Genomic DNA, 24,212 nt, shown 5'->3' with positions numbered 1-24,212 from the left:
TCATGATGGCTTTTGTGCGGGTTTCTCTGCCGGTGCTGCGAACCAGTTTTCTTCCGCGACGACGACCGCACCTTCCGGCTGCATCACGAAGTTTGGCGACATAATCTGCACGTTGAACTCGTTGAAAACGTCCTGAATGTTACTGTGGAGCTCATTGCGGGCTTCGGCAAGTGACTGTCCGGGCTGCAATTTTACCTGCAGCTCATAGGCAATGTACCAGTCCATCAGCCCCAGCTGACGCACCAGGGGCTGCTGCGAAGGGTCAACACATTTCGACCGTCTCGCCGCCATCTCCAGCATGGCATGAACCTGTCGCCACGGTGTGTCATAGCCAATCGTCACGCCAATCGTTAGGTTCACGCCACCGTCAGGATTCTGTACGCTCAGATTGGTGATTTTTCCGCTCACCACCACCGCATTGGGTACGGTCACAATATAGTTCTCGCGGGTGATGATCTTGGTCGCCAGCATGCCTATCTCCGTGACCAGCCCTTCGTTATCCGCCACCCGTATAACGTCTCCTTTCCTCAACGCTCGTGAGTAGATCAGTACCAGTCCGCTCATCGCATGGTTCATTACGCCTGCCGAACCCAGAGTAAGCATCAGGCCAAAGAAGACGCTAATGCCTTTAAACGCCAGCGAATTCGCTCCCGGTAAAAACGGATAGGCCGCAGAGAGGGCAAATAACCACACCACGACAGAAATCAGTTTACGCGTTGCTCCCACGGTTTCAGGATGAATGCCCGGCAGCTGCAGGCGCCCTGCTTCCACCTGATTTAACAACACCTTCAGGAGCTTCAGAATAAAGGCGGTAATCACAAAGATGATCAGGACAATCATTATTCCCGGCATGGTCGAGACAATCGACAGCGCAATATCCCGCAGCACGCGCATGGTCCAGTCGCCTAACGATGCACCCCAGACGCGTGTCCAGGGGAACAAGCTGAACGCCCCAATCCGAGAATGCCCAGTAAAATCATCAGCAAAGCATACAAACGAGCCTCAATTGCGCCGACAAACTTACGCCAGCTCTGCGGGATAACGCTGCGGTTTTCAAGAATGCGGCGACGACAGACATTGCGAACCCAGCGCCACGACCGCCACGCCCCGTACCAGAAAAGAGACAGAACCAGCAGCCCGACGACAGTTTTCCCGGCGGAGAGCGCCAGCCAGCCGGTGTCATATTGATCGCGAAGCGCCGTACGTTGCGCCTCCATCCGCGCCAGCACGCGCTGAGCGGCCTGGTCGAGAGTCAAATCGTCCCCCTCATCCAGGTCCGCCTGCGTAAGCAATAAAACAGGCTTATTGTTCATGACAATCAGCCTTCCCTGCTGGTTGTAACGGGTAACGGGGACAATTTTCAGCGGCTCACGCACATCCTGCTGGGTGAAATTACGCAGGGTATTACGAATACGCAATACGCGCTCTTCAGGAGTGGTGAGACCAAATTTGGCCTGTAGCATCACAATCGGCTGGTGAAAAATGTAAACCGTTCGGGCACGTTCCTGCTCAGTAGGCTCCTGCCGTGGCTCGGCGGCGATGCCGGTAAATGAGATGATCGAGAGCACGCAGGATAATAATGCGAGCAGGACCTTGTTCATTTCCACCCCCTGAAACGCAACTTATTGTTATTTTTCAATTGCCCCAGAGAATGGCGAGTCTCTGCATGTTGAGCATAGACCAGCGTCGCGCTTATGCAACATCACCACTATGCATGATACTGCTTGTATTTGCACGATGGTGCCTAATAAGATACGTTTCAGAGCTGAAAACCGATACGTCAATTATTAACGTGCAAATTCATGCACCATCACGCAACGAGGTATGTATGACACAACAGTTGATTTTAATCGCGGGCCCCTGGCGCAGCGGGACTGATGGCGACCAGGCCAAAATGGATGAAAACCTTGCCCGTCTGGAAAACGCAGCATTAGCCGTATATCAGCGTGGCCACGTTCCGGTGATTGGTGAATGGCTTGCGCTACCGCTGGCAAAGGCCGCGGGTTCAACGTCCATTGGGGATGAAATCAGTGAAGCGATGCTCTATCCCGTTGCACACCGGCTTATTGGGAAATGCGACGCGATTTATCGTATTGCCGGTGCGTCTAAGGGAGCTGATATGGATATCGAGGTTGCCCGTAAGCTCGGGCTGAACGTTTACACCTCGTTAGAAAGCATCCCTCAGGCCTGAGGACGCGCCTGAACCTGCCTGCTGATCACAGGCAGGTTCAAGGGTTATTCTGGATCTGAGGTCGTCACCACGCAGACGCCCTTCTCACTTACCGCGCTAATCCAGGCGCGATCGGTATCGTCTTCCACGACAATCGTATTGGCCAGCGATAGCTCGCCAATCACAAACGATGACGCGGTGTTAATTTTTTCTGGCGATGCCAGGACCACTGTCTCGGCGGCCCTGCCGGAAAATGCACGTTTGATGCACGCCTCTTCGAAATCGCCGGTGGTAAGCCCGGCTTCAGGATGGATGCCGGTAACCCCCATGAAGAACAGATCCGCATGGATATTGTCGATGCCTTCAATGGCCGCTGCGCCTACCGTCACGATGGAGTGTTTGTACAGACGTCCTCCGATCAGGATCACTTCAATCGAAGGATGCTCGACGAGCCCAAGGGCAATGCTCGGGCTGTGTGTGACCACGGTAATGCGTAAATCCGCCGGTAAATACGCGATCAGTTCTGACGTAGTTGTGCCGCCGTCGACAATCACCACTTGCCCAGGGGAAATGAGCTTTGCGCCTTTGCGGGCCACATTTTTTTTCGCGTCCATCTTCACCGATTTACGCTCGGCAAATGGCACAGTAGCCGACGAGGCCGGCAGCGCACCGCCATGGACACGCTGCAAACGCCCTTCCGCCGCCAGTTCGCGGAGATCACGACGAATGGTGTCTTCTGACACCGCGAAATGTGCACTGAGCGCTTTAGACTGGACCTGGCCTTCAGCGGCAAGCTTCTCGAGGATTAATTGTTTTCGCTGACTGGTGAGCATTGTGGATTCCTGATGTTGCACGTTTTATCTTGAATGTGCATGATGATGCTGTTTATGACGATCACTCTACGTAAGGAGCAGCAAACGTGCAATCGAAACGTGCAGATGTGCGCATCATTGAAAATGAAACCCTGTCGGATAACTGGTACATCCTGAAAAAGTACACCTTTGAGCTGCAGCGACGCGACGGCGAATGGCAGCGGCAAAGCCGCGAAGTGTATGACCGGGGAAACGGGGCCACGATACTGCTCTATAACCGTGATAAAAGAACGGTGATCCTGACGCGCCAGTTCCGCTTTCCGGTCTTTATCAATGGCCATGAGGACGACCTTATCGAGGCCGCTGCCGGGCTGCTGGATAACATGGATCCCGAAAGCCGCATCAAGGCGGAAGCGGAAGAAGAGACCGGATATCGTGTCTTCCGTGTTGAGAAAGTCTTTGAAGCCTACATGAGCCCAGGATCCGTCACGGAAAAACTCTATTTTTATATCGCAGAGTATCACCCGCAGGATCGGGCCAGCGCAGGCGGCGGCATCAAGTCAGAGGGAGAAGATATCGACGTGCTGGAAATGCCGCTGGATGAGGCCTTGCGCGGTATTGATACCGGCAGGATTGTCGACGGCAAAACGATCATGCTGCTTTACCATATCGCGCTGAAAGGCGTTCTGTAGTCACTGCGTCGGTCGAGACCTGCCCCAGTGCGGGTCTCTGCCTGTGCTATTCTTGCTGATGAATTCAACACGGAGAGGCAAAAATGGCCGACTGGAACCCTTCGCTTTATCTGCAATACGGTGCCGAACGCACGCGCCCTGCTGCTGAACTGCTCGCCAGAATTCCACTGGATGAGGTGTCCACCATCGTTGATTTAGGCTGCGGACCGGGAAACAGCACCGCGCTGTTGAAGCATCGCTGGCCTTCCGCCCACATCACCGGTGTTGATAACTCACCGGCGATGCTCGAAGAGGCGCGCCAGGCGTTGCCCGATTGCCACTTTGTTGAGGCCGATATCCGGCAGTACAAGCCAGGCCAGCCGCTGAGCCTGATTTATGCGAATGCCTCGCTACAGTGGATCCCTGACCATTACGATCTCCTGCCGCATCTGGTTTCGCTGCTGAAGCTAAACGGCGTGCTGGCGATCCAGATGCCGGATAACTGGCTTGAACCGACACACGTCTCGATGCGCGAAGTGGCTGTTGAACAAGGTTATCCGAATCGAGGCCGTGAACCTCTGCCCGGTGTCCATGCGTATTACGATATTCTGACGGAGGCAGGTTGCGACGTGGATATCTGGCGCACGACCTACTTCCATAAAATGGGATCGCATCAGGCGATTATTGACTGGGTCAGCGCCACGGGGCTGCGTCCGTGGTTACAGGAGTTGAATGAAAGCGAGCAGAAGCAGTTCCTGAAACGCTACCATGAACTACTGGAAGAGCAGTATCCGCTTCAGGAAAACGGGCAGATACTGCTGGCATTTCCACGCTTGTTTATCGTTGCTCAACGTCAGCCATAAGTCGGCTCAGGAGCGAGCCTCTTTCAGCAACTGCTGAATGACTTTTTCCTGCTGGTCATAATTGCCTTCGCCAAAGGAGGTGTAGCGCAGTTGCCCTTTGGCATCGAAATAGTAGTGTGCGGGCCAGTACTGATTCCCGAAGGCGTTCCAGATCTTATAGTTATTATCCGTGACCACCCGATACGGGAGCTGCCATTTCGTCACCGCTTTTTGTACCGAGGCGAGCGGTTTTTCCCACGGGTATTCCGGCGTATGCACACCTATCACCACCAGACCTTGCGCCTGGTACTTTTGGGCCCAGTCGCGAACGTGCGGGAGCGTATGCTGACAGTTGATGCAGTCCCACGTCCAGAAATCAATCAATACTACCTTCCCCCGCAGAGAGTCAGACGTGACAGGGTCACCATTAACCCATCCTGTTCCGCCGCTTAAGGAGGGTAACTGGCTGCTAGGTTCGGTCATCACCACCGGCTGAAGCTTCACCGGTGCCGTTGCGGGTTTCGCCAGCGTCAGGAGCGAATTTTCCAGACGGTCTGCGACCCCGTTGGCGCCTTTCAGAACGGACGTCATCCCGGTGGCGTTAAACGCAACGGTCGCTAACATCACCACGCCCGCCCCCTTGCGTAACCTTTCCATCAATGCCGATCTGGCACGCAGGGGTGCCATCAGCCCGCGACCACCGATAACCAGCAGCCCCAGCATCAGCGCGCATCCGCTGCCGTAAGCGGCCAGCAGTGCCCCTGTGGCAATGGCGGAGTGACCGGCAATATTCAGGCTGAAGATGGCACCCAGAATCGGTCCGGCGCACGGCGACCAGAGCAACCCAACGGCCAGCCCTGCCAGAAATGCGGAGAGAGTACCGCGCGTCTGTCCGCTGCGTGTGTTGAGAAGATTACCTGCGCTGACGGCCGGTCCGGCAATACGCTGGGCGAATGTCGGGAAAATAAGAGCCAGCGCGGCTATTGCCAGTACAACCAGTGCGACCCAGCGCCCTGCTATCGTCGCCTGGGCGATCCAGCTGCTGGCGGCGGTAGCCACCAGTGCCACGAGGGTGAACATTACAATCATCCCCGCGAGCAACGCCAGAATATGCCGTCGTTGCCCCTGGAACCCGGCAAACAGCAGTGGAATAACCGGGAGTGTGCATGGGCTGAGCAGACTTATCATCCCGCCCAGAAAAGCGATTATCAGAAACATAGTGACCTCACATTACAGATGCCCTGCGAAGCTGCAGTGAGGTTATTTCACCGTGTTGATATGTTCAGGATGTGTGCAAATCAGCGCGAATTGTCTGCGCGCGTATCATGAGGGCTGTCCGATACAAAACCGTACAATTACCCGCGCGGCAGCGTAATCGAAACGTCCAGCCCACCCTCGGCGTGGTTCGCCAGATGCAATTTCCCGCCTAACTGCGCAGTCAACTGGGCGGCGATCGCCAGCCCTAATCCGGTGCCCCCGGTGTCGCGGTTTCGTGAGGTTTCCACCCGATAAAACGGCTGCAATACTGCCTCCAGTTCGGCGTCCGGTATCCCCGGCCCCCAATCGCGAATGGCGATCGTGACATGATGGGCATCTGAATGAATCGTAATGACGGCGTAGTCGCCAAATTTCAGCGCATTATCCAGCAGATTGGTCATCACCCGGCGTAGCGCCTGCGGACGCGTGACCACGGGCAGACGGGCATCGGTTGCCTGAAGCTGCACGTTTTTCCCGATGTCCTGGTAATCACTGGCGATGCTGTTTATCCAGGCATTCAACTCCAGCTTGAGCGAGGTCTCTTCCAGAGATTCTGATGACCGGGCATACGCTATTCCTTCCCGCACCAGGCGCGTCATATTGTCCAGGTCGTTGAGCAACTTGTCCCGTAGCTCCGGCTGGTCCGCCATTTCGACGCGCAACTTCATGCGCGTTATCGGAGTCTGAAGGTCGTGCGATACGGAGGCCAGGATCTGCGCACGCTCGCGCAGGTAAGACTGGATACGCGCCTGCATCGCATTAAAGGCGTGTGCGGCCCGTTGCACCTCGACTGGCCCTGTCTCGGTCATTGGCGAGCTTGCTGCCGGGTCGAGGGAATCCACCGCCCGGGTAAACTGAGAAAAGGGTCGAATAACCTGGCGCACGGCAATCCATGAGCAGAACGCCAGAAGCAGCAGCTGCAACACAAGCACTACAGGCAGCCAGCTGGCGACCGGGGGCATTCGGGGGATAAGGTCAATGGTCAGCGGCGAACCATCGCTCAGCGTAAGGTGGGCCTGAATATGGGAAACCGGCCCCGGCACGGCAGTAAACGTCAGTGGCCAGGTTGCCGACAGCGCCTCTGTCAGGGTGCGGATGGCATCCTGCGAGCGTTTGTCATGCGGTGCGGGCCCCGGTTCACCGGTGCCCAGAATGTAGCGATAGTTCCCCCGCGCCAGTCGTTCCAGCCAGGCTGGACGCTCCTTTGCGGGAAGCCGGTCGAGGATGGCCACACTGGTGGAAACGTCATATTCCAGGTTGCCGAGCATCACCGTGCGGGCGCTGCGCATTCGCTCAAGCATGACCAGCGTGAGGCTGAGCGCGTTGGCCAGCAGGAGCCCCAGCATCACGATGATCAGCAGTCGCGTCAGTAACGAGCGTGGCCAGAGCCTCATTCATTGGCCTCTTTGATGATCACCGGCATGGTAAAAACGTACCCTTCGCTGCGAACGGTCTTGATGTAGGCCGGCGTGCGGGCATCTTCATTCAGTCGCTGACGAACCCGACTGACCAGCAGATCAATCGAGCGCTCAAAGAGTTCAGCATCTCGCCCCTGGGTCAGGTTAAGCAACTGATCGCGGCTCAGCACACGCTGAGGATGGTCTAGGAACACGCGCAGAAGTCGGTATTCCGCCCCGCTGAGTGCCACAATCATCCCCTCGCTGTCGATCAGGTGACGAGCAACGGTGTCCAGTTGCCAGTCGCCGAACATCACCAGGCGCCCGGCCTCGGTCACCTGCAGATTGGGTGGCATGGTGCGAAAACGGCGCAAAATGGCTTTGATACGCGCCAGCAGTTCGCGCGCAACAAAGGGCTTCACGACATAGTCATCGGCCCCCATTTCCAGCCCCAGGATCCGGTCTGTCTCTTCGTTGCGCGCGGTCAGCATCAGGATCGGCAGATCTTTATGTTTACCGCTGCGCAGTCCCCGGCAGAGCGTTAATCCGTCATCGCCTGGCATCATCACGTCCAGCACCACCAGATCGACATGCTGTTTATCTAGCACGGCCCGCATCTCTTTACCGTTTGCCGCGCCAGACGCGCGATAGCCCGACTTGACGAGATAGTCGACAATCAATTCACGAATATCCCTGTCGTCATCGACGACAAGGATATGATCAATATGCTCCACCGGGATCTCCTGACTGAGGGGTAACGTATTGAAAATAGCACATATCACAGCTTATCCGCGTCGATAACCGCCTTGACGAAATCCTGCGGATCTTCCTGCGGCGGGTTGTGCCCCACGGTGGCCCCAAAGGTGCGGTGTTCATATTTACCCGTGAATTTACCGGCATAGGCTTGCGGCGCAGGATGTGGCGCCCCGTTGTTGCCGCCTTCGATGGTGATTGTCGGAACGGTGATATTTGGCAATGTCGCCAGCTTTTGTTCGTAGCTGTCGTATTTACGCTCGCCTTTTTCGAGGCCTAAACGCCAGCGATAGTTGCTGAGCGTAACCGCGACGTGATCGGGGTTATCGAGGGATTTTGCGCTGGCGTTAAAGGTCGCATCGGAAAACTTCCAGTCTGGTGAGGCCTGAGACCAGATCAGACGGGCGAAGTCATGGGTATTCTTGGCATAGCCTTCGGCACCGCGTTCTGTTGCGAAATAGAACTGATACCACCACTGCTGCTCTGCTTTTGGCGGCAGCGGCTGTTTACCAATCTGCTGGCTGCTGATGAGATAGCCACTTACCGAAACAAGGGATTTGACGCGTTCAGGCCACAGCGCCGCGACAATGTCCGCCGTACGGGCGCCCCAGTCGTATCCCGCAAAAACAGCCTGCTTAATGTTGAGGGCATCCATCAGGTTAACGATATCTTTCGCCATGGCCGAAGGCTGGCCGTTACGCGGCGTGCTTGCTGACAGGAAGCGCGTGGTGCCGTAGCCGCGCAGCGAAGGCACAATGACCCGGTAGCCTTTTGCCGCCAGCGCGGGTGCGACTTCGGCATAGCTGTGAATATCGTAGGGCCAGCCATGTAACAGAATCACCGGCTGTCCCTCTTTTGGTCCGATATCGACATAGCCGATATTCAGATCGCCAGCGTTAATTTGCTGTGGGTGATCGAAGGCTGCGGCAACATCTTTGCCGGTGACTTCGGCCTGACAGGACATAACGGTGCCAAGAGAAACGGTTAACGCCAGGGTTGAATACGCGAGTTTGCTGAACATGTTGGTATCTCCGGTTAAGAACAGTTGACGGGGATATAACAACACGCGTTTGTATAGCGGATATGTGCGAAAGGGGGTTTATTGCAATCCTGTGTATGTATCCGGTACACAGATACAGTGTGATACAAACACAGGTGATTGAGGCTTACAGCGAGAGGCGGTAACGTACGTAATCGTCAGCTTCACCGTATTTGTCATAGAGTTTACGCGCCGGATTGTTCTCCCGGGTCACCCAATACAGTTTCGACCACCCTTCGCGCTTGCCTTCGGCTATCAGGGCATCAATGAGCGCCTTCCCGGCCCCCGCACCACGCTCCGTGGCATCGACAAACAGGTCTTCCAGGTAGCAAACGGGGGCCGTTGACCAGGTGCCTTCGTGGAGAATGCACATCGCGAAACCAATGACCTTTTCGTCTTTCTCTACTACGCGGCAGAACATTGGTGAATGCGCTGAGAGCGCCCTCTCCCATGTCGATGCGGTAACCGATTCATCAAGAAAGCAGTCATAAAAATGGGTATACCCGTCCCATAGCGGTCGCCACTGGGCGTAATCGTCTGCGCTTAAAGGTCTTACCGTGACAGCCATGCGTTCCTCACATTACAAGTTGATCGCCATTTCAAAACAGCGTAAATCAGCGCCCGCCATGCGCGAGTGATGATACTTTTCGCTCAGCGTGACAAACCCCAGTTTCTGGTAAAACGACCGGGCGTTAGGCGTTGCATCGAGCGTCAGGCGGGTTAACCCCCGGCTATGGGCCTCCTGTTTGAGCGCCTCGATAATCCGGGTCGCCATGCCTTTTCCGGATGCCGCCGGCAAGGTGAATATCGCCTCCAGACAGTGGGTATCCAGATCAAGATAGCCAGTTGCCGCAATGTCGCCCTTTTCATCTTCCACCACGTAAAAAGGGTATTCAATGACCATTTGCCGGTAATGCTCCGGCATGTCGTCGGGCGTCCAGCGCGCAATGACGTCCGCGTCGTAACTGGTTTTACAGCCGTGACGAATCGCCTGATTGCGAATATTCCAGAGTATTTCGGCTTCCTGCGGATGCGCTTTTCGTAATGTCATATTACCTCTTTAACGACTTTTTAACCGGATTTCACGAGCCACTCTGGCAAGACGCTGAGTGCGACAATAGAGGGTAAACAGCACAAAGCCGCTGCTGTTCATCACCCTCCGACAAAGTATCAGCGCGGAGGATGCGATGACCTGTGGCCAAAGGCTTCCGTCATGAGAAAACAGCAGATGCAGCCCCTGAGCGAGTGTCACGACCAGCAGAATGATGAACACCGTCATAACCCCCAACAATCCTGACGTCATCCCTCGGGCCAGAAGCACGCTGATAACAATGAGCGCGCCTGTCATTATTAATGATGGTACGAAAAAGCTCAGTGCATGCTGTAAAGGTGACAAACCCGGCAACGCGCTGAGAAAAGGCAGAAGGTTTAACGCAAACGCCACTAAAAACAGAGGTAACAGCGCCGCCACCGGGTAAGGGTTTTGACGCGGCAGCTCGCTGAGGGGGCGAGAAAAATACCGTTCCAGCTCGGGGGTGGAATGATTCAAAAGACGGGTATCACGACGAGCAATGGCCTCCTTTATCTCTTTGCCATGCTGCAGGAGATCCTGGAAAACACGTCCGGTTAAAAGAGACCACAAGCGCATTAAAATTTCGCCATTGAAGAAATGATGCCTATTTTTGGTAGGGTATAAACTCAGCACGCCTCAACTGAATGTGATAGAGATGAAAATACCAGAACGCAAACAAAAGCATAACGCTTAAATAGGGAGATCTGCGGATGACGATACCGACGCTCACGACAGAACGCTTGCTGCTAAAACCGCTGGTTGCCGAAGATGCCGTTCAGATTCAAAAGCGCTATCCGCGCTGGGAGATCGTCCGCTATCTGGTCTCTTCCGTGCCCTGGCCCTACCCGGATAACGGCGCGGAGAACTATGTCAACAACGTGGCGCTGCCGGATATGGCGAAAGGGATTGCCTGGTTCTGGAGCATCCGCCGTCGTGAAGCGCCGGACGAACTGATGGGGGTTATCTGCCTGTACGATGTGGAAGATAACAACCGCGGGTTTTGGCTGGCGCCGGAGTTTCAGGGAAAGGGATATATGCGCGAAGCCAGCATTGCGGCAACGGATTACTGGTTTAACACGCTGAACAAACCCGTATTGCGCGCGCCGAAGGCGGCCGCCAATAGCCGCTCCCGTCGTATTTCAGACAGTAGCGGCATGCGGCTTATCAGAACGGAAAAGAAAGCGTACGTCAGCGGTATGCTCGATTCTGAGCTGTGGGAAATCACCCGGGACGAGTGGAACGCCCGTCAGGTCAGCTGATAATACTTATCCGGCATCAGCCTTTCCGGAATGTTCTCTTCATCGTTCATCTGCAGCAGATCGCGTTCCATCATGTTGCAGATGGCGTCCAGCGGCAGGTCGTTGTCTTCGGTACCAAACGGATCTTCCAGCTCTTCTGCCAGCGTATCCAGCGAAATAAAGGTATACGAAATCAGCGCAGAGACAAACGGCGTCATGTAGTGCAGGTCAACAACCAGCGCGAACGGCAGCATGATGCAGAACAGATAGACCGTACGGTGCAGGATAAGCGTATAAGCAAATGGCACGGGCGTGGTGGCGATGCGCTCGCAGCCTGACAGGACAATCGACATATCGTTGAGACGGTTGTTCAGGCTGTGGAACAGAATATCGGAGAGGTCTCCGTTACGGCGTCTGACGGCCAGCCATTCACCCATGATCAGCAGAATACGGTTCGCCGGGGAATTGGCGGCCATGACGTTGCGTAAATCCTCCGCCGCCAGATAGCGCGCCAGTTGCCCTTCCCCCTTTTCACGACGCAGGGTCATGCGCAGACAATGGGCAAAGGCGATCTGCAGGCGGACGAACTCACCCAGATGTTTATCATCCGGCAAGGTGTTTTTAACCTCGCGAAATAACGAGCGTGCCGCTATCATCAGTTGCCCCCACAGCTGGCGCGCCTCAACGTAGCGCGAATAGCAGGCGTTGTTTCTGAACCCCAGAAAGATAGCGATGGCCACACCCAGGATGCTGAACGGCGCAACGGTAAATTTAATGCCCAGCGAGGTATACCACGGCAGCATCAGAATAACGGCGATGGATAGCAGGAAGTTAAGTAACAACCGGGTATAGATTTTAGGAAGTACCGAACCGTGCCAGACGAAAATCAGTTGTAGCCAGTGCTGTTTGGGACGAACAATCATAGTCAGCTTCAGGAAAGGAAAGAGCCGCGTTATTAAACGTGATCCCTGTCACGGTTGCAAGCTTGTTAATAAGAGATTGCACTTTATCACCTGATAAGCAATAAACCGCACGGTGCTAGAGCCTGTTTTACATAAAAGAGCCAATAGTATGTTGTAACTAATAAGGTATAAAATACCCGGCCGAAGCCGGGCATGGTTTAACAAAGCGGTTTTACTGCGGCCCGCATCCCCTGTTGCAGAATCGCGTCGAGATCGCACGAAACCTGACCGACAAGACCCTCTACCTGAGTTAAATCCTCCTCCCAGTGCTCAGTAACGCTTAAAACGGAGGCGACCAGCTCGCGGGTGGTGATCTGTTTATCGTGATGCTGCGCCCACAGCTGTTGGTAACGAGCAAGCCAGTGCGCGTCATCCTGCACCGGATAGTTCTCCCCATTACGCTCTGCACGGTAGAACGCGATCAGTGCGGCCAGCGCGAACGTCAGGCGAGCGGGCAACGTGCCAGATGCCCTCACCCCCGCCAACAGCTGCGGCAGAATGCGCGTGCGATACTTGGTCATGCCGTTAAGGGCAATCGACAGCAGCTGATGCTTGATATACGGATTGCGGAAACGACCCGTAACGGCGCTGGCGAAAGACGCCAGTTCATCACGCGGCAAATCCAGGACCGGAATGATTTCCTCATAGATCGCTTTTTCGATAAACGCGCATATGTCAGCATCGTTCATCGCCTCGCCCACCGTATCCAGCCCCGCCTGGAACGCCACCGGCACCAGCGCCGTGTGCGCGCCGTTGAGAATCGCCACTTTGCGCTCCTTGTACGGCTTAATGTCATCCACAATCCGCACGTTTAGCGGGAGTTTGTCCAGACGCAGTTCGCTGGCCAGGGATTCAGGCCCCTGAATAACAAACAGGTAGAAATGTTCAGCGGTATCCAGGAACGCATCGTGATAACCAAGCCCGGCTTCGAGCGTCGCCGCTTCGTCGCGCGGATACCCCGTTACAATGCGGTCAACTAACGTGGAGCAGAAGCTGTTATGCGCATTCAGCCACTGAATAAATTCCGCTGGCAGTGCCCACGCCTGTGCATAGCGCAGCACCAGTTCGCGCAGCGCTTCGCCGTTATAGTCTATTAGCTCGCACGGAATGATGATCCAGCCTTTGTCCGCTGCGCCGTTAAAATGGCTGAAGCGCTCAAACAGCAGCCGCGTCAGCTTCGCTGGATAGCTCACCGCTGGCGCATCTTCGAAACGATCGCCCGCGTGCCAGCTAATCCCCGCCTCGGTGGTGTTGGAGAAGACAAAACGCATCTCCGGATTATGCGCCAGTTTCAGAAATTCATCGTACTGGCTGTAGACGCTGATCTCCCGATTCACCGAGCGGATAAGACGCGCTTCGCTGACCGCCTCGCCCTGCTCATTCAGACCACGAATGATCGTGGTATACAGGCCATCCTGAGTGCTTAATGACGGCGGGGAGTCGCTTTGAATTGGGCGTACGACCACGACGCCGGCATTGAGATCGGTATGTTCGTTTAACAGGTCGATTTGCCAGTCGACAAACGCACGCAGGAAATTGCCCTCGCCAAACTGAATGATTCGTTCGGGGTAGAGAGCACCGGGGAAATCACGACGGTTAAGTGTGTTCACAATGGGGTCCTTTTATGATTAGTCGTACAACCTGATTAAATTGGTATGATAACTTACCAAAGGTTTTCGACCAGAACCCCGCTTTTGATCAATTCATCACGTCATTGAGGGAAATAATCACAAGAACTTATAGAAGACTGATGTGGCGGTCATCGCGCCATCCGGCATCAGCGCATAACGCGGGATCTCCCCCACCTTTTGCCAGCCAGCACGCCGGTAGAAGGTCTCCGCTCCGCTGCCGGTTGAGGTATCCAGCACCAGCACCGAGATGTCTCTTGCTCTGGCCTGCACTTCCAGCGCCTCCATTAGCGCCATCGCGACACCTTTACGACGCGCTTTTTCATGCACCAGCAGCTTTGCCACATCGGCACGATGCGGCTGGTTTTCCGGCTGATCGGTAATGAGCTGCACGGTGCCAATCACGCCATCCTGAGAATCGATGCAGGCCAGCACAACGCGTTCGTTACGCCCTACGCTCCCGGCAATATCCTGCCAGAAAGCACGAGCTTTATCGGTACTGAATGGCAACATAAAACTGACGGAAGCGCCGCCCCTGACACAGTTTTCAAGGATATCGGCCAGCGCATCGAGGTGGGTGAGAATATCGTCCCGGGTGAGGGTTTTGATCTGCAGTGAGGTATTCATGGGTTTTCCTTACGTTGAATACGCTCACTGTGCATTTAACATCTTTGTAACGCAATCACCTCAGACATAGGCTTTTGTTATGTCATGTTGCGCGCTTGCGCTGCTGCTTCATGGCATACATTTTTTCATCCGCGTCTTTCATCCACTGCTGCAGATCGTTGCCGTTATGATCGAACTCGCTCAGCCCCCAGGAAAAATGGAGTGACCAGGGATGCAGCCTGCGCGCATTGTACTGTTCAACCTGCTCGGCCAGATACTGCATGGCAATCCAGGCCCCCTGCTCGTCGGTATCGGCAAACAGCACGGCAAACTCATCGCCGCCAAAGCGAACCAGCAAATCCGCTTCACGGAAAGAGGTGCGCATCAGTTCCGCCATCACTTTCAGCGCGTTGTCGCCCTCTTCATGTCCGTAGCGATCGTTAATCTCTTTGAAACGATCCAGATCCAGCCAGCCCAGAGTTAACGGCTCCGCCCGACGTCTGGCTACGGAGAGCGTGAACCGGAGCAGCTGGTTAAAGCCCCGACGGTTAAACAGACCGGTTAATTCATCGGTTGTCGCCGCGCTGACGGCAGCAAACTCGTCTTCCGCCAGCGCACTCAGATCGCCCAGCACGGCAAGATCGGCTGCGGAAAATTCACGAGGAGAATAATCAATCAGGCACAGCGATCCCACGCTCGCCCCGTCACGTAAACGCAGTGGAAAACCGGCATAGAACCTTACGCCGGGCTCACCGGCCACCAGCGGGTTATCGGCAAATCGATCGTCCTGACGCATATCGGCAACCACCAGCGGCGCTTCGCTGAGGATCGTATGGCCGCAAAACGAGATATTACGCGGAACGGTGTCAGGCGCCTGACCATCGGCCGACTTCACAATCAGCGAGTGTTCATCAATCAGATTGACCATCGCCAGGGGAACCTGGAAGAAGCGTTTTGCCAGACGTGTCAGTCGGTCAAACGCCGGGGAACTGTCGATCTCAAGCAGGCCTGACTCGCGCAGCGAGTTCAGACGTTCCATTTCATTTGCAGGGGTTGCAGGTGTTTTCATAACGTCTCCTGACGCAAAGCGTTACTCAAAGCGTAGCCTAAACAGAGACATTGTCAGTGCGCGAATATTCTGTTCTTACCGTCCCGCTTGGCGCGGTACAGGGCGTTGTCCGCGGCCTGTAGCCAGTCGGTTACGCTTATCATTTCTCGCGTGGCACAGGCGATACCGATGCTGAGCGTGCAATGCACCGTCTCCTGAGCCACCTCCTTTTTCATTGCAGCCGCATCCATAATGCGTCTGGCGACAACTTGCGCCTCTTCAAGGGTGGTATCCGGCAGCAACACCACAAATTCGTCACCGCCAAGGCGTGCGGGGGTATCGTTTGGGCGTGTCGACAAATGCAGTATTTGCGAGACGGCCGCCAGCAATGCATCCCCAACCTTATGACCAAAACGATCGTTAACGTCTTTAAAATTGTCGATATCGATGAACATCAGGGCCGATTCCCGGCACGTCTGGCGCAGTTTATTCAGTTCGTGGTCAATCCGCTTTTCGAGCAGCCGTCGGTTCGCGATATCCAGTAGCGGATCCATCATCGCGATCCGCTCAAGCTCCCGGCTCTTGATCCGCAGGCGCAGCGCAATGCTGTCCGTTAATATGCTCAGTGCCAGCAGATAAATTGCAATCAGCGGCAGCGTGGCAAACATGGTGCGCTGCGAAACGTACATATCCACCGCCATTCCCTGCGTCAGCCAGGTCACCAGAAAAACGCCCACCATGGTGATGGCCGCCTTTCTCATCAGCGTAACGCCCCCTGCCGAGAGCCGGTCGGTCAGCATAATGGTGGCAATGACCACCGACGGCAGCGGATTAACCGCCATCATGGCGATCCAGAATCCCCCCGCCCCGGCGTCCAGCACCAGATTCTGATGCTCAGTCACCAGCGGCATGGCCGAATTTCGCGCCCGATACCAGGCAAGCGTAGGCCAGATAAACGCGTTCAACGCCAGCAAACACATCAGCCAGGTTGAACGATTCTGTTCAATCAGCACAGAGAGGATGGGAATAAAACAGAGAAACGTGCCGAGAATACGCATCAGATACATACGTTTGACAAACCGGCTTCCTGGTACACGAGGGGGTCTACTGAGTTTGTCAGCTGCATTCATTCTGCGAATTTTCCGATAGCTTTCTTGCGGTATCTTATTGACGTTAAAAATACCTAGCAAGCAATTTATCTGCTATTCGTTATGATTCATCCCCGGCAGAATGCAGGCTGCGCTCAGGTTTCACTCTCCGGGGTCGGGGTAATGGGATCGTCTGACACACGCGCACTGGTGCGATTTCTCCCCGCTTTTTTGGAACGATAGAGATGATCGTCTGCTTCGGCCATCAGCCTGTTGAATACTTCGGTCAACTGCCACGACGCCGCCTTCCCGCTCCCGAGACCAATACTCACGGTCAGATAGAGCGTTTGCTGGCGCCAGGTAAACGGATGAGCGGCAATGGTGAGTCTGATACGTTCCGCCAGCGCAAAGCCGTGCTGCGCGTCACCGGTGTTCACCACAACCGCGAACTCTTCTCCGCCCATACGCGCCACCATACCGTCGTCTCCGACAACCTGCTGAACCTCGCGGGCAAACGCGGCCAGCACGCGGTCGCCACACTCATGCCCATAGTTATCATTGATGCTTTTGAAGTAATCGATATCCAGCAGCATCACGGTCAGAAAACGTGTCTGCCGCTGCGCCTCTTCCCGCTTTAACGCCTCATAGAGCCCGGAGCGTGAATAAACGTGGGTCAGAAAATCATAATCCGCGCGCAACGACACCTGACGGATGAGCGAATTAATGGCCGCCATACTGACGGAGACCATAACCGGACAGATCGCCATGGTGGCAATCCCCAGCCGGGCGGAGAACATCATCGGGGTAGAGAGCGGCGTGCCCACGGCGATATTGATAATAGAGTTAGCGACCAGAACGATCTCCAGACCGCCGGTCAGAAACGTCAGCAGACAGGTCGCGGGCAAGGAGTAGCGGACCGCACACCAGATCAGCGCCGGCAGCGGAAAGGCAAGGCTTCCCGCCCCGCCAATCACCACCGATGCCATCACCGAGACAATCAGCGCAATGACCGGTAAAAGTTGCTCCAGACGCAGCCTGAATGCCCGCGTCGGCATACTGACCGTGAGCATGCAGGGTAAAATGAGCACGCCGGTTGAGAACTGCTCGCTGAACCAGTCGGCAAACAGCGGCCAGAAGGTATGGCTGTCGATCCCCACCGACCCGGTCGCGCCGAGCAGCGCACATAATAAGGCGGCGATCAGACAATAATTGAACAGCCGCAGCGCATTAATGGGATCGGGGGTTTTCTTCATCAACCGCTTATCACGCACCACCAGCAATGCGACAACAACGATAAAGACCATATTCGACAGGTTGATGACCACCGAGGCCATTCCCCAGTTGGTGGTGACCGCGTCGTACATCAGCATGGCGACATACGACACCGCGTAATTATGCAGGCGATTGAGATAGGTAAAACGGGCAAAGACGCCCGCCATCACGCCATTCAGCGGCCAGAACAGCGACAAGGCTTCGACCAGACGTAATTCCGCACCGATAAAGTAGAACAAGGTGGTGAGAATAAAGATACCCGCCGCATTACGCAGCGGCGATTCAGGGCGAAAAAGCGTGAAGGCAGCGGGGTCTGAACGCATTAAATATCATTCCATATAATAACTTATGGCAACTAACTGACCCGTCACCACGCGGGGGATCTCATAGCGTGCATCTATAACACAATTACAACAGGATCAGCACCCATCAACATCAGGCGTTCATCTGCAACACCAGCCAGTGGTGGATCACGCCGACGATATAGTGCTGTTGCTGCGCGGTAAGCTGAACACCTTGCGGAATGTTGTGCCATTTCGCCAGACAGCCGCGACAGCAGGTGGCGGTCGCGTGCTGGGCAATAAACACCGGATGGCCGCGCATGGGGGTCTGTTTACCGTCGTTGACGGGGTGCGCGGGAGCAAGACGCTTCGCAATAAAGTCGGCAGCATGCTGGTCAATGGTATCGGCACCTTTGTCCCAGCAGTACTGTCGTTCTTTTGTGCTTAAGCGAAAGCGCGACCGAAAGGTCGATCGCGCCAGGCGAGAAAAAAGAGGATCCAGGTCAGACATCAGTAAACGGAACGTCCCAGGCGTTGGGTCAGTTTCTCCAGAACCGCCACACCGGCCAGTGAATTACCCGTCTCATCCAGCTCCGGGCTCCAGACAGCAATGGCCATCTCATGCGGTACAATGGCAACCACCCCACCCCCGACGCCCGACTTGGCCGGAAGACCGACGCGCCAGGCAAATTCTCCCGCGTTCTGATACATCCCGCTTGTCGCCATCAGGGCATTGACCTGACGCGCCTGCATAGGTGAAACCACCTCCTGATCGAGATGCGGTGCGTGCCCCTGGTGGGCAAGGAACAGGAAGGTCTGCGCCAGCTCCACGCAGCTCATTTTCAGCGCGCAGTAGTGGAAATAGTTTTGCAGTACGGTCGCCACATCATTATGGAAATTGCCGAACGATTTCATCAACCAGGCAATGGCGGCGTTACGCGCAGAGTGCTCGAACTCCGAACGGGCGACCACTGAATCATAAGCAATATCGTCAACGCCTGAGAGCTGGCGAACAATTTCAAGCATGCGCTGGCGTGGCGCGCTAAGACGGCTTTGCAGCATATCGCAGACCACCAGCGCCCCGGCGTTGATAAAGGGGTTACGCGGTTTACCCTGTTCAATCTCAAGCTGTAGCAGAGAGTTAAACGGCTGCCCGGAGGGATCTTTACCCACCCGTTGCCAGATCTCCTCTTCCTCGTACTGTCGCATGGCCGCAACCAGACTTAGCACTTTCGAAATAGACTGGATGGAAAAACGTTCCGTGGCGTCACCGGCCTGGTAACGCTGACCGTCTATCGTACAAATTGCAATTCCCAGCTTATTCCCGCTGACCGAGGCAAGGGCCGGAATATAGTCGGCAACCTTTCCTTTTCCAAGTAACGGACGAACCTGCGCCAGAATCTCGTCCAGCATCTCATTATGGATGACCGCAGCCACTCTCTTTGCTCCTTGCCCTCAGGCTAAAACGGGCTGCGAGTATAACAGACGCTTATGTGTTGCGTCAGGCACTGAGACGAAAACGCGAAACCGCCTGCAATAAAAGATCCGACTGTTTGTGCAGGCGCTCAGAGGCATCGGACGCGTCAGAGACAAGGCTGTCGGTCTGCCGCGACACCTGATTGAGCGCCTGAAGCTGGCGCGTCATCTGATGAATACTCTCCCCCTGACTCAGCGTGGCCGCGGAGATCTCATTCAGCAAACTGCTTAATGTTCCCACCAGCCCCGTCACCTGCTGCAGGTTATCTTCCAGACGGTTAACGGCCCGTGACCCGTCTTCGATCCCCTGAAGGGAACGGTTGATAAGCTCCTGGATGGTCTGCGTCGAATGGCTGCTCTTCCTCGCCAGCAGCCCCACTTCACGAGCGACAACGGCGAACCCGCGCCCCTGGTTTCCCGCGTGAGCCGCTTCAATTGCCGCATTCAGCGCCAGAATGTTGGTCTGAAAGGCGACGCTGTCGATCATGGCCACGATCCCCCGCATCTCTGAGGATCGGTCGACGATCGCCTGCATAGACGCATTGACGGTCGACATCATCTGATCCCCTCCCGCAGCGGCCTGGCGCGCCTCGTCCGCCCGCGAGCTGGCAAGCTTCGCATAGCCCGTGTTGCCTTCCACGTGGGTTTCCAGGGTCGCGATATGCGCCGTCACGTCTTCCAGCTCTTTGGCCTGACGCGCCGACTGCTGATACAGCTTTTGATTGCCCTGCGCCAGCGCACCAATGTTTTCCACCATGGAGGTAGTCGCATCGCTGACCTGGGTCACCAGCTGCTGTAGCCCGTGCTGCATGGTGGCAATACTGTCGCTGAGCTGTGCAATTTCACGGTTAAAACGCGTCACGCCAGGAGGGGTACCGGAAAGATCGCCTGCGGCCAGCCGGTTGATATGCGCAATCAAGCGCCGCAACGGGGTAATCACCCACCGGGACATCCCGAACCAGACGGCAAACGCAATAGCGAGCAACAGAACAGGCGCAAGCAGGAACAACGTTTGCAGACCGGAGAGCTGCGCAATCAACGACTGACGCCCTTTGAGCGCCTGCTTCTCGCTTGCTTGCTGATAGCGGGCATAGTTGTCATTAAAGTCGGTCTGAAACGCCTGCGCCGGCACGGCAAAAAACGCATCGATGGTGTTGGTTTTCACCAGCCCTTCCGCCTGCTCTTTTATCGCGCCGTAAAAAAGCTGATAGCTGTTCACCAGGGCGTCATCCTTTGGCGGGTTAAGTGCCAGCCAGGCATTCCACGCCTGCTGCGACACGTCCAGCGCCTTTTGCGCGTCGTCCATCAGGCTGTGCCAGCTGCCCTCGGAGCCGGTCTCTTTATCCTGCATAAACCAGACGCCGGAGCGGTTAAGCAGATCGCTTGCGGCCAGCAGGGAAACGCGAGCCAGATCCAGCTTGCTCTGCTGCTGGTACGCCAGCAGGTTTTGCTGCTCGTTGCGTTGCGCTTCCTTAAGGGAGGCATTGAGCAGGAACGACGAGGAGAGTTGCAGGGCGGAAAAGAGGCCGATAATACAAAAGATACCGGTCAGCAGACCAAACTGGCGGGGGATAATGCGCTGCGCAATACGACGATAAATTTGCGTTAGGTTCATAATTTTCTTCAGTAACAAGACGTTAGACGCGTGCGAGTCTACGAAACGAAAATGACAGAACCATTGCAGAGAAATGACAGAGGCCCTCGTCGTCAGGGTCTCTGTAAGGAGGGCGGGTTACACTCTGTTCTTCCACACCGTCTGCACGTTACAAAACTCGTGCAAACCAAAGTGGGAAAGCTCGCGGCCAAAACCACTCTTCTTCACGCCGCCAAAGGCCACGCGCGCATCGCTGGCGCTAAAGCCATTGATAAACACCCCGCCGCACTCCAGCTCGCGGGCGAATTTTCCGGCCAGCGTTTCGTTGGCGGTAAACACCGTGGCAGAGAGACCAAAGTCGCTGTCGTTGGCAAGCTGCAGGGCATGTTCCGCATCCTTCGCCACCGTCATCGCCGCCACCGGGCCAAACAGCTCCTGACGGAAGGCGGTCATTGTCGGGGTGACATGGCTCAGCACGGTTGGCGCGTAATAGTTGCCCTCCCCGCTGATTTTCTCGCCGCCCAGCAGCAGCGTGGCCCCTTGCGCGAGCGTGGCCTGCACCTGCTGATGCAGTTCGTCACGCAGATCGAAACGCGCCATCGGGCCAATATCATTCTCTTCCCGATCCGGTGCTCCCATCTTCAGCGCCGCCACCGCCGCAACAAAACGCCGGGTAAAGTCATCGGCAATCCCCTCTTCGATAATAAAGCGCTTTGCCGCCGCGCAAACCTGCCCGGTGTTCTGATAACGTCCCGTGACGGCCGCGCGAACCGCCAGATCCAGATCGGCATCATTCAGCACGATAAACGGATCGGAGCCGCCCAGCTCCAGAACGCATTTTTTCAGCGCCGCTCCCGCCTGAGCCCCTATCGCCGCGCCTGCACGCACGCTACCGGTGACGGTGACCGCTGCGATACGACGATCGTTGATCGCCTGGCTCACGCCATCATTGGTGGCATTCACCCAGCCAAAGACGCCTTGCGCAATACCGGCATCAGCAAAGATTTGCCCAATCAGCGCAGCAGAACCGAGGACGTTCGGTGCGTGTTTGAGCAGATAGCTGTTACCTGCCAGCAGGATCGGCACCGCACCACGCAATACCTGCCAGAGCGGGAAGTTCCACGGCATCACCGCAAGAATCGGCCCCAGCGGACGGTATTCAATGACCGCGTTTTGGTTTTCCACCAGCGTGGGCTCCGCACGCAGCATCGCCGGGCCATGTTCCGCATACCAGTCGCACAGACCCGCAGATTTGGCCACTTCCGCCCGCGCCTGCACAATCGGCTTGCCCATTTCCCGGGAGATCATTTGCGCCATCTCTTCCCCACGCTGGCGCAGTGCTGCCCCCAGGTCGCGCAGCTTTTGTGCCCGGTGAGAGACGCTTTCCCCTCGCCACTGGCGAAAACCGGCATCAGCCAGGGTGATTGCCTGTTCGACCTCTTCGGATGTGGCCCAGGGATAGGCGGCCAGCGTCTCGCCTGTCGCCGGGTTAACAGAGAGGGCATGCGTAGCAGATGAATAAGTCATGATGTTCTCCACGTAATATCGGTTGATTGATTGTGGCCCACTCTGCTATTTCTTAAAAATGAATAATACTAACCACCTTATTCACGAATCGAGAATGCTATGGATTTAACTCAGCTTGAAATGTTTAACGCCGTTGCCCTGACCGGCAGCATTACCCAGGCGGCACAGAAAGTGCATCGCGTTCCGTCTAACCTCACCACCCGTATCCGCCAGCTTGAGGCCGATCTCGGCGTTGAGTTGTTTATCCGGGAGAGCCAGCGTTTGCGCTTATCTCCCGCCGGGCACAACTTTCTGCGCTACAGCAAGCAGATCCTGGCGCTGGTTGACGAGGCGCGCATGGTCGTCGCCGGTGATGAGCCGCAGGGGTTATTTGCCCTTGGCGCCCTGGAGAGCACCGCCGCCGTGCGGATCCCGGAAAGTCTGGCGGCGTTTAACCAGCGCTATCCGCGCATTCAGTTCGCGCTCTCTACCGGCCCGTCCGGAACGATGATTGACGGCGTTCTGGAAGGCACCTTAAGCGCGGCGTTTGTCGACGGGCCACTTTCACACCCGGAGCTGGAAGGCATGCCGGTTTACCGGGAAGAGATGATGCTGGTCACCCCCGCCGGACATGCGGAGGTGACGCGCGCCGCGCAGGTAAGCGGCAGCGACGTCTACGCGTTTCGCGCAAACTGTTCGTATCGACGTCATCTGGAAAGCTGGTTTCACGCAGACCGCGCCACGCCCGGGCGGATCCATGAGATGGAGTCGTATCACGGTATGCTCGCCTGCGTGATTGCAGGGGCGGGTATTGCGTTAATGCCCCGCTCCATGCTGGAGAGCATGCCGGGGCATCATCAGGTAGAGGCGTGGCCGCTGGCGGAGAACTGGCGCTGGCTGACCACCTGGCTGGTGTGGCGTCGTGGGGCGATGACCCGCCAGCTCGAAGCGTTTATAGCGCTGCTAAACGAACGTCGACAACCAGAGCCTTCTCCATAAACAGGCTCAGCGGATCGTCGACATACGGCGCAAACGCCGGACGGCGTTCATATCCGCACTGTTCATACAGGCGAATGGCGGCGTGTTGCTTGATCCCTGTCTCCAGGCGCACGGTGTGGCAGTGACGACTCAGGGCTTCATCCTCAAGAGCAGCAAGCAGCTTCTCGCCCAGATGTTGCCCGCGATGGGTCGGATCGATATAGACCCGTTTCATCTCCCCGGTACCGTCGCCATTAAGCACCACGGCGCCACATCCCACGGCCTGCAGCTGCGGGTCGCGAATGATCATCAGGATAAGCGAGGCTTCAGGCAGCGCAGCCAGATCGAGCAGATGATTGCTTTCAGCGGGATAGAGCTCGCTCTGATAGCGGTCAAGCGCCGCGATCAGCTTGAGGATATCCGGATGACGGGCAGATTCAGAGGTAATGGAATACATGGCAGGCTCCTTGCTTTTTTTGTGAGGCCAGGCTTCAACATAGCGTCTGCCATCTGTTCGGACTT

Annotated in this window: 24 protein-coding genes and 1 pseudogene; 5 read left to right on the top strand and 20 right to left on the bottom strand. The window is 56.0% G+C overall.

Features of this window, described 5'->3' with window-relative positions; translation table 11 throughout:
- Window positions 1-1,601, bottom strand: a pseudogene (locus AC2FAK_RS12305) (mechanosensitive ion channel family protein).
- 227 nt (window positions 1,602-1,828) lie between these two features.
- Here AC2FAK_RS12305 and AC2FAK_RS12300 point away from each other — a divergent pair.
- Entirely contained in the window at window positions 1,829-2,191 is a 363-nt protein-coding gene (locus AC2FAK_RS12300; RefSeq protein WP_023619585.1) for a TIR domain-containing protein, read from the top strand.
- 44 nt (window positions 2,192-2,235) lie between these two features.
- On the opposite strand, the gene AC2FAK_RS12295 is transcribed toward AC2FAK_RS12300, so the two are convergent.
- Window positions 2,236-3,003 carry a DeoR/GlpR family DNA-binding transcription regulator gene (locus AC2FAK_RS12295; RefSeq protein ID WP_095455213.1) on the bottom strand — a complete coding sequence of 256 codons (768 nt, stop codon included), beginning with the start codon at window positions 3,001-3,003 and terminating at the stop codon, window positions 2,236-2,238.
- An 86-nt stretch (window positions 3,004-3,089) separates the two neighbouring features.
- On the opposite strand from AC2FAK_RS12295, the gene AC2FAK_RS12290 reads away from it, so the two are divergent.
- Together AC2FAK_RS12290 and tam are read left to right on the top strand one after the other, a co-directional pair.
- Window positions 3,090-3,674 (top strand): NUDIX hydrolase, encoded by a 585-nt coding sequence (locus AC2FAK_RS12290; protein WP_095455212.1) that lies wholly within the window; start codon window positions 3,090-3,092, stop codon window positions 3,672-3,674.
- A gap of 83 nt (window positions 3,675-3,757) precedes the next feature.
- A complete protein-coding gene (gene tam / locus AC2FAK_RS12285) occupies window positions 3,758-4,516 on the top strand; it encodes a trans-aconitate 2-methyltransferase (protein ID WP_095455211.1) in 759 nt (252 codons plus the stop codon).
- Between the two features lie 6 nt (window positions 4,517-4,522).
- On the opposite strand, the gene AC2FAK_RS12280 is transcribed toward tam, so the two are convergent.
- The 7 genes from AC2FAK_RS12280 to AC2FAK_RS12250 form a co-directional block, all read right to left on the bottom strand.
- Window positions 4,523-5,713: a cytochrome c biogenesis protein/redoxin gene (locus AC2FAK_RS12280; protein WP_095455210.1), complete on the bottom strand. Its 1,191-nt coding sequence runs from the start codon at window positions 5,711-5,713 to the stop codon at window positions 4,523-4,525.
- A 137-nt stretch (window positions 5,714-5,850) separates the two neighbouring features.
- A complete protein-coding gene (locus AC2FAK_RS12275) occupies window positions 5,851-7,146 on the bottom strand; it encodes a sensor histidine kinase (RefSeq protein ID WP_095455209.1) in 1,296 nt (431 codons plus the stop codon).
- Window positions 7,143-7,883, bottom strand: coding sequence for a response regulator (locus AC2FAK_RS12270; RefSeq protein ID WP_020688639.1), 741 nt, complete (start codon window positions 7,881-7,883; stop codon window positions 7,143-7,145). The genes AC2FAK_RS12275 and AC2FAK_RS12270 overlap by 4 nt, the downstream gene beginning before the upstream one ends.
- Window positions 7,884-7,927: 44 nt before the next feature.
- Window positions 7,928-8,923 carry an alpha/beta fold hydrolase gene (locus tag AC2FAK_RS12265; RefSeq protein WP_013096598.1) on the bottom strand — a complete coding sequence of 332 codons (996 nt, stop codon included), beginning with the start codon at window positions 8,921-8,923 and terminating at the stop codon, window positions 7,928-7,930.
- A 145-nt stretch (window positions 8,924-9,068) separates the two neighbouring features.
- Window positions 9,069-9,509 carry a GNAT family N-acetyltransferase gene (locus tag AC2FAK_RS12260; RefSeq protein WP_062729535.1) on the bottom strand — a complete coding sequence of 147 codons (441 nt, stop codon included), beginning with the start codon at window positions 9,507-9,509 and terminating at the stop codon, window positions 9,069-9,071.
- Window positions 9,510-9,521: 12 nt separating this feature from the next.
- Entirely contained in the window at window positions 9,522-9,992 is a 471-nt protein-coding gene (locus AC2FAK_RS12255) for a GNAT family N-acetyltransferase (RefSeq protein WP_020688637.1), read from the bottom strand.
- A 9-nt stretch (window positions 9,993-10,001) separates the two neighbouring features.
- Window positions 10,002-10,589, bottom strand: coding sequence for a hypothetical protein (locus AC2FAK_RS12250; protein WP_095455208.1), 588 nt, complete (start codon window positions 10,587-10,589; stop codon window positions 10,002-10,004).
- A 134-nt stretch (window positions 10,590-10,723) separates the two neighbouring features.
- Here AC2FAK_RS12250 and AC2FAK_RS12245 point away from each other — a divergent pair, with 134 nt between their 5' ends.
- Entirely contained in the window at window positions 10,724-11,272 is a 549-nt protein-coding gene (locus AC2FAK_RS12245; protein ID WP_013096602.1) for a GNAT family N-acetyltransferase, read from the top strand.
- On the opposite strand, the gene AC2FAK_RS12240 is transcribed toward AC2FAK_RS12245, so the two are convergent.
- The 10 genes from AC2FAK_RS12240 to sad all read right to left on the bottom strand — a co-directional run bounded on the left by AC2FAK_RS12240 (window position 11,260) and on the right by sad (window position 22,733).
- The gene (locus AC2FAK_RS12240) at window positions 11,260-12,174 is read right to left on the bottom strand and encodes a bestrophin family protein (protein ID WP_023619574.1); all 915 of its coding nucleotides are present in this window, start codon (window positions 12,172-12,174) and stop codon (window positions 11,260-11,262) included. The genes AC2FAK_RS12245 and AC2FAK_RS12240 overlap by 13 nt on opposite strands.
- Window positions 12,175-12,371: 197 nt before the next feature.
- Window positions 12,372-13,823 (bottom strand): tagaturonate reductase, encoded by a 1,452-nt coding sequence (locus AC2FAK_RS12235; protein ID WP_095455207.1) that lies wholly within the window; start codon window positions 13,821-13,823, stop codon window positions 12,372-12,374.
- Between the two features lie 117 nt (window positions 13,824-13,940).
- Window positions 13,941-14,468: a GNAT family N-acetyltransferase gene (locus AC2FAK_RS12230; protein WP_095455206.1), complete on the bottom strand. Its 528-nt coding sequence runs from the start codon at window positions 14,466-14,468 to the stop codon at window positions 13,941-13,943.
- Window positions 14,469-14,550: 82 nt separating this feature from the next.
- On the bottom strand, window positions 14,551-15,516 hold the full coding sequence (locus AC2FAK_RS12225) for a sensor domain-containing diguanylate cyclase (protein ID WP_013096606.1): 966 nt from the start codon (window positions 15,514-15,516) through the stop codon (window positions 14,551-14,553).
- A gap of 53 nt (window positions 15,517-15,569) precedes the next feature.
- Window positions 15,570-16,562, bottom strand: a complete 993-nt coding sequence (locus tag AC2FAK_RS12220; protein ID WP_058684681.1) for a sensor domain-containing diguanylate cyclase — start codon at window positions 16,560-16,562, stop codon at window positions 15,570-15,572.
- Window positions 16,563-16,738: 176 nt separating this feature from the next.
- Window positions 16,739-18,178, bottom strand: a complete 1,440-nt coding sequence (locus AC2FAK_RS12215) for a GGDEF domain-containing protein (protein WP_020688630.1) — start codon at window positions 18,176-18,178, stop codon at window positions 16,739-16,741.
- Between the two features lie 112 nt (window positions 18,179-18,290).
- Window positions 18,291-18,647 (bottom strand): DUF4186 domain-containing protein, encoded by a 357-nt coding sequence (locus AC2FAK_RS12210; protein ID WP_095455205.1) that lies wholly within the window; start codon window positions 18,645-18,647, stop codon window positions 18,291-18,293.
- Window positions 18,647-19,573: a glutaminase B gene (gene glsB / locus AC2FAK_RS12205; RefSeq protein WP_013096610.1), complete on the bottom strand. Its 927-nt coding sequence runs from the start codon at window positions 19,571-19,573 to the stop codon at window positions 18,647-18,649. The genes AC2FAK_RS12210 and glsB overlap by 1 nt, the downstream gene beginning before the upstream one ends.
- Before the next feature lie 64 nt (window positions 19,574-19,637).
- Complete coding sequence (locus AC2FAK_RS12200) at window positions 19,638-21,227, bottom strand: methyl-accepting chemotaxis protein (RefSeq protein WP_095455204.1); 1,590 nt, start codon at window positions 21,225-21,227, stop codon at window positions 19,638-19,640.
- Window positions 21,228-21,344: 117 nt separating this feature from the next.
- The gene (gene sad / locus AC2FAK_RS12195) at window positions 21,345-22,733 is read right to left on the bottom strand and encodes a succinate-semialdehyde dehydrogenase (RefSeq protein ID WP_095455203.1); all 1,389 of its coding nucleotides are present in this window, start codon (window positions 22,731-22,733) and stop codon (window positions 21,345-21,347) included.
- A gap of 99 nt (window positions 22,734-22,832) precedes the next feature.
- Between sad and ptrR the strand changes: the two genes are divergently transcribed.
- Window positions 22,833-23,711: a putrescine utilization regulator PtrR gene (gene ptrR, locus AC2FAK_RS12190; RefSeq protein WP_013096613.1), complete on the top strand. Its 879-nt coding sequence runs from the start codon at window positions 22,833-22,835 to the stop codon at window positions 23,709-23,711.
- On the opposite strand, the gene AC2FAK_RS12185 is transcribed toward ptrR, so the two are convergent.
- Window positions 23,665-24,147, bottom strand: coding sequence for a GNAT family N-acetyltransferase (locus AC2FAK_RS12185; RefSeq protein ID WP_013096614.1), 483 nt, complete (start codon window positions 24,145-24,147; stop codon window positions 23,665-23,667). The two genes, ptrR and AC2FAK_RS12185, sit on opposite strands and share 47 nt — an antisense overlap.
- Between the last annotated feature and the right edge of the window lie 65 nt (window positions 24,148-24,212).

The sequence above is a fragment of the Enterobacter cloacae complex sp. 394F7 genome (assembly GCF_057320385.1).
The sequence above is the reverse complement of the archived record's forward strand: the minus strand, read 5'-3'. Positions and strand labels throughout refer to the sequence as shown.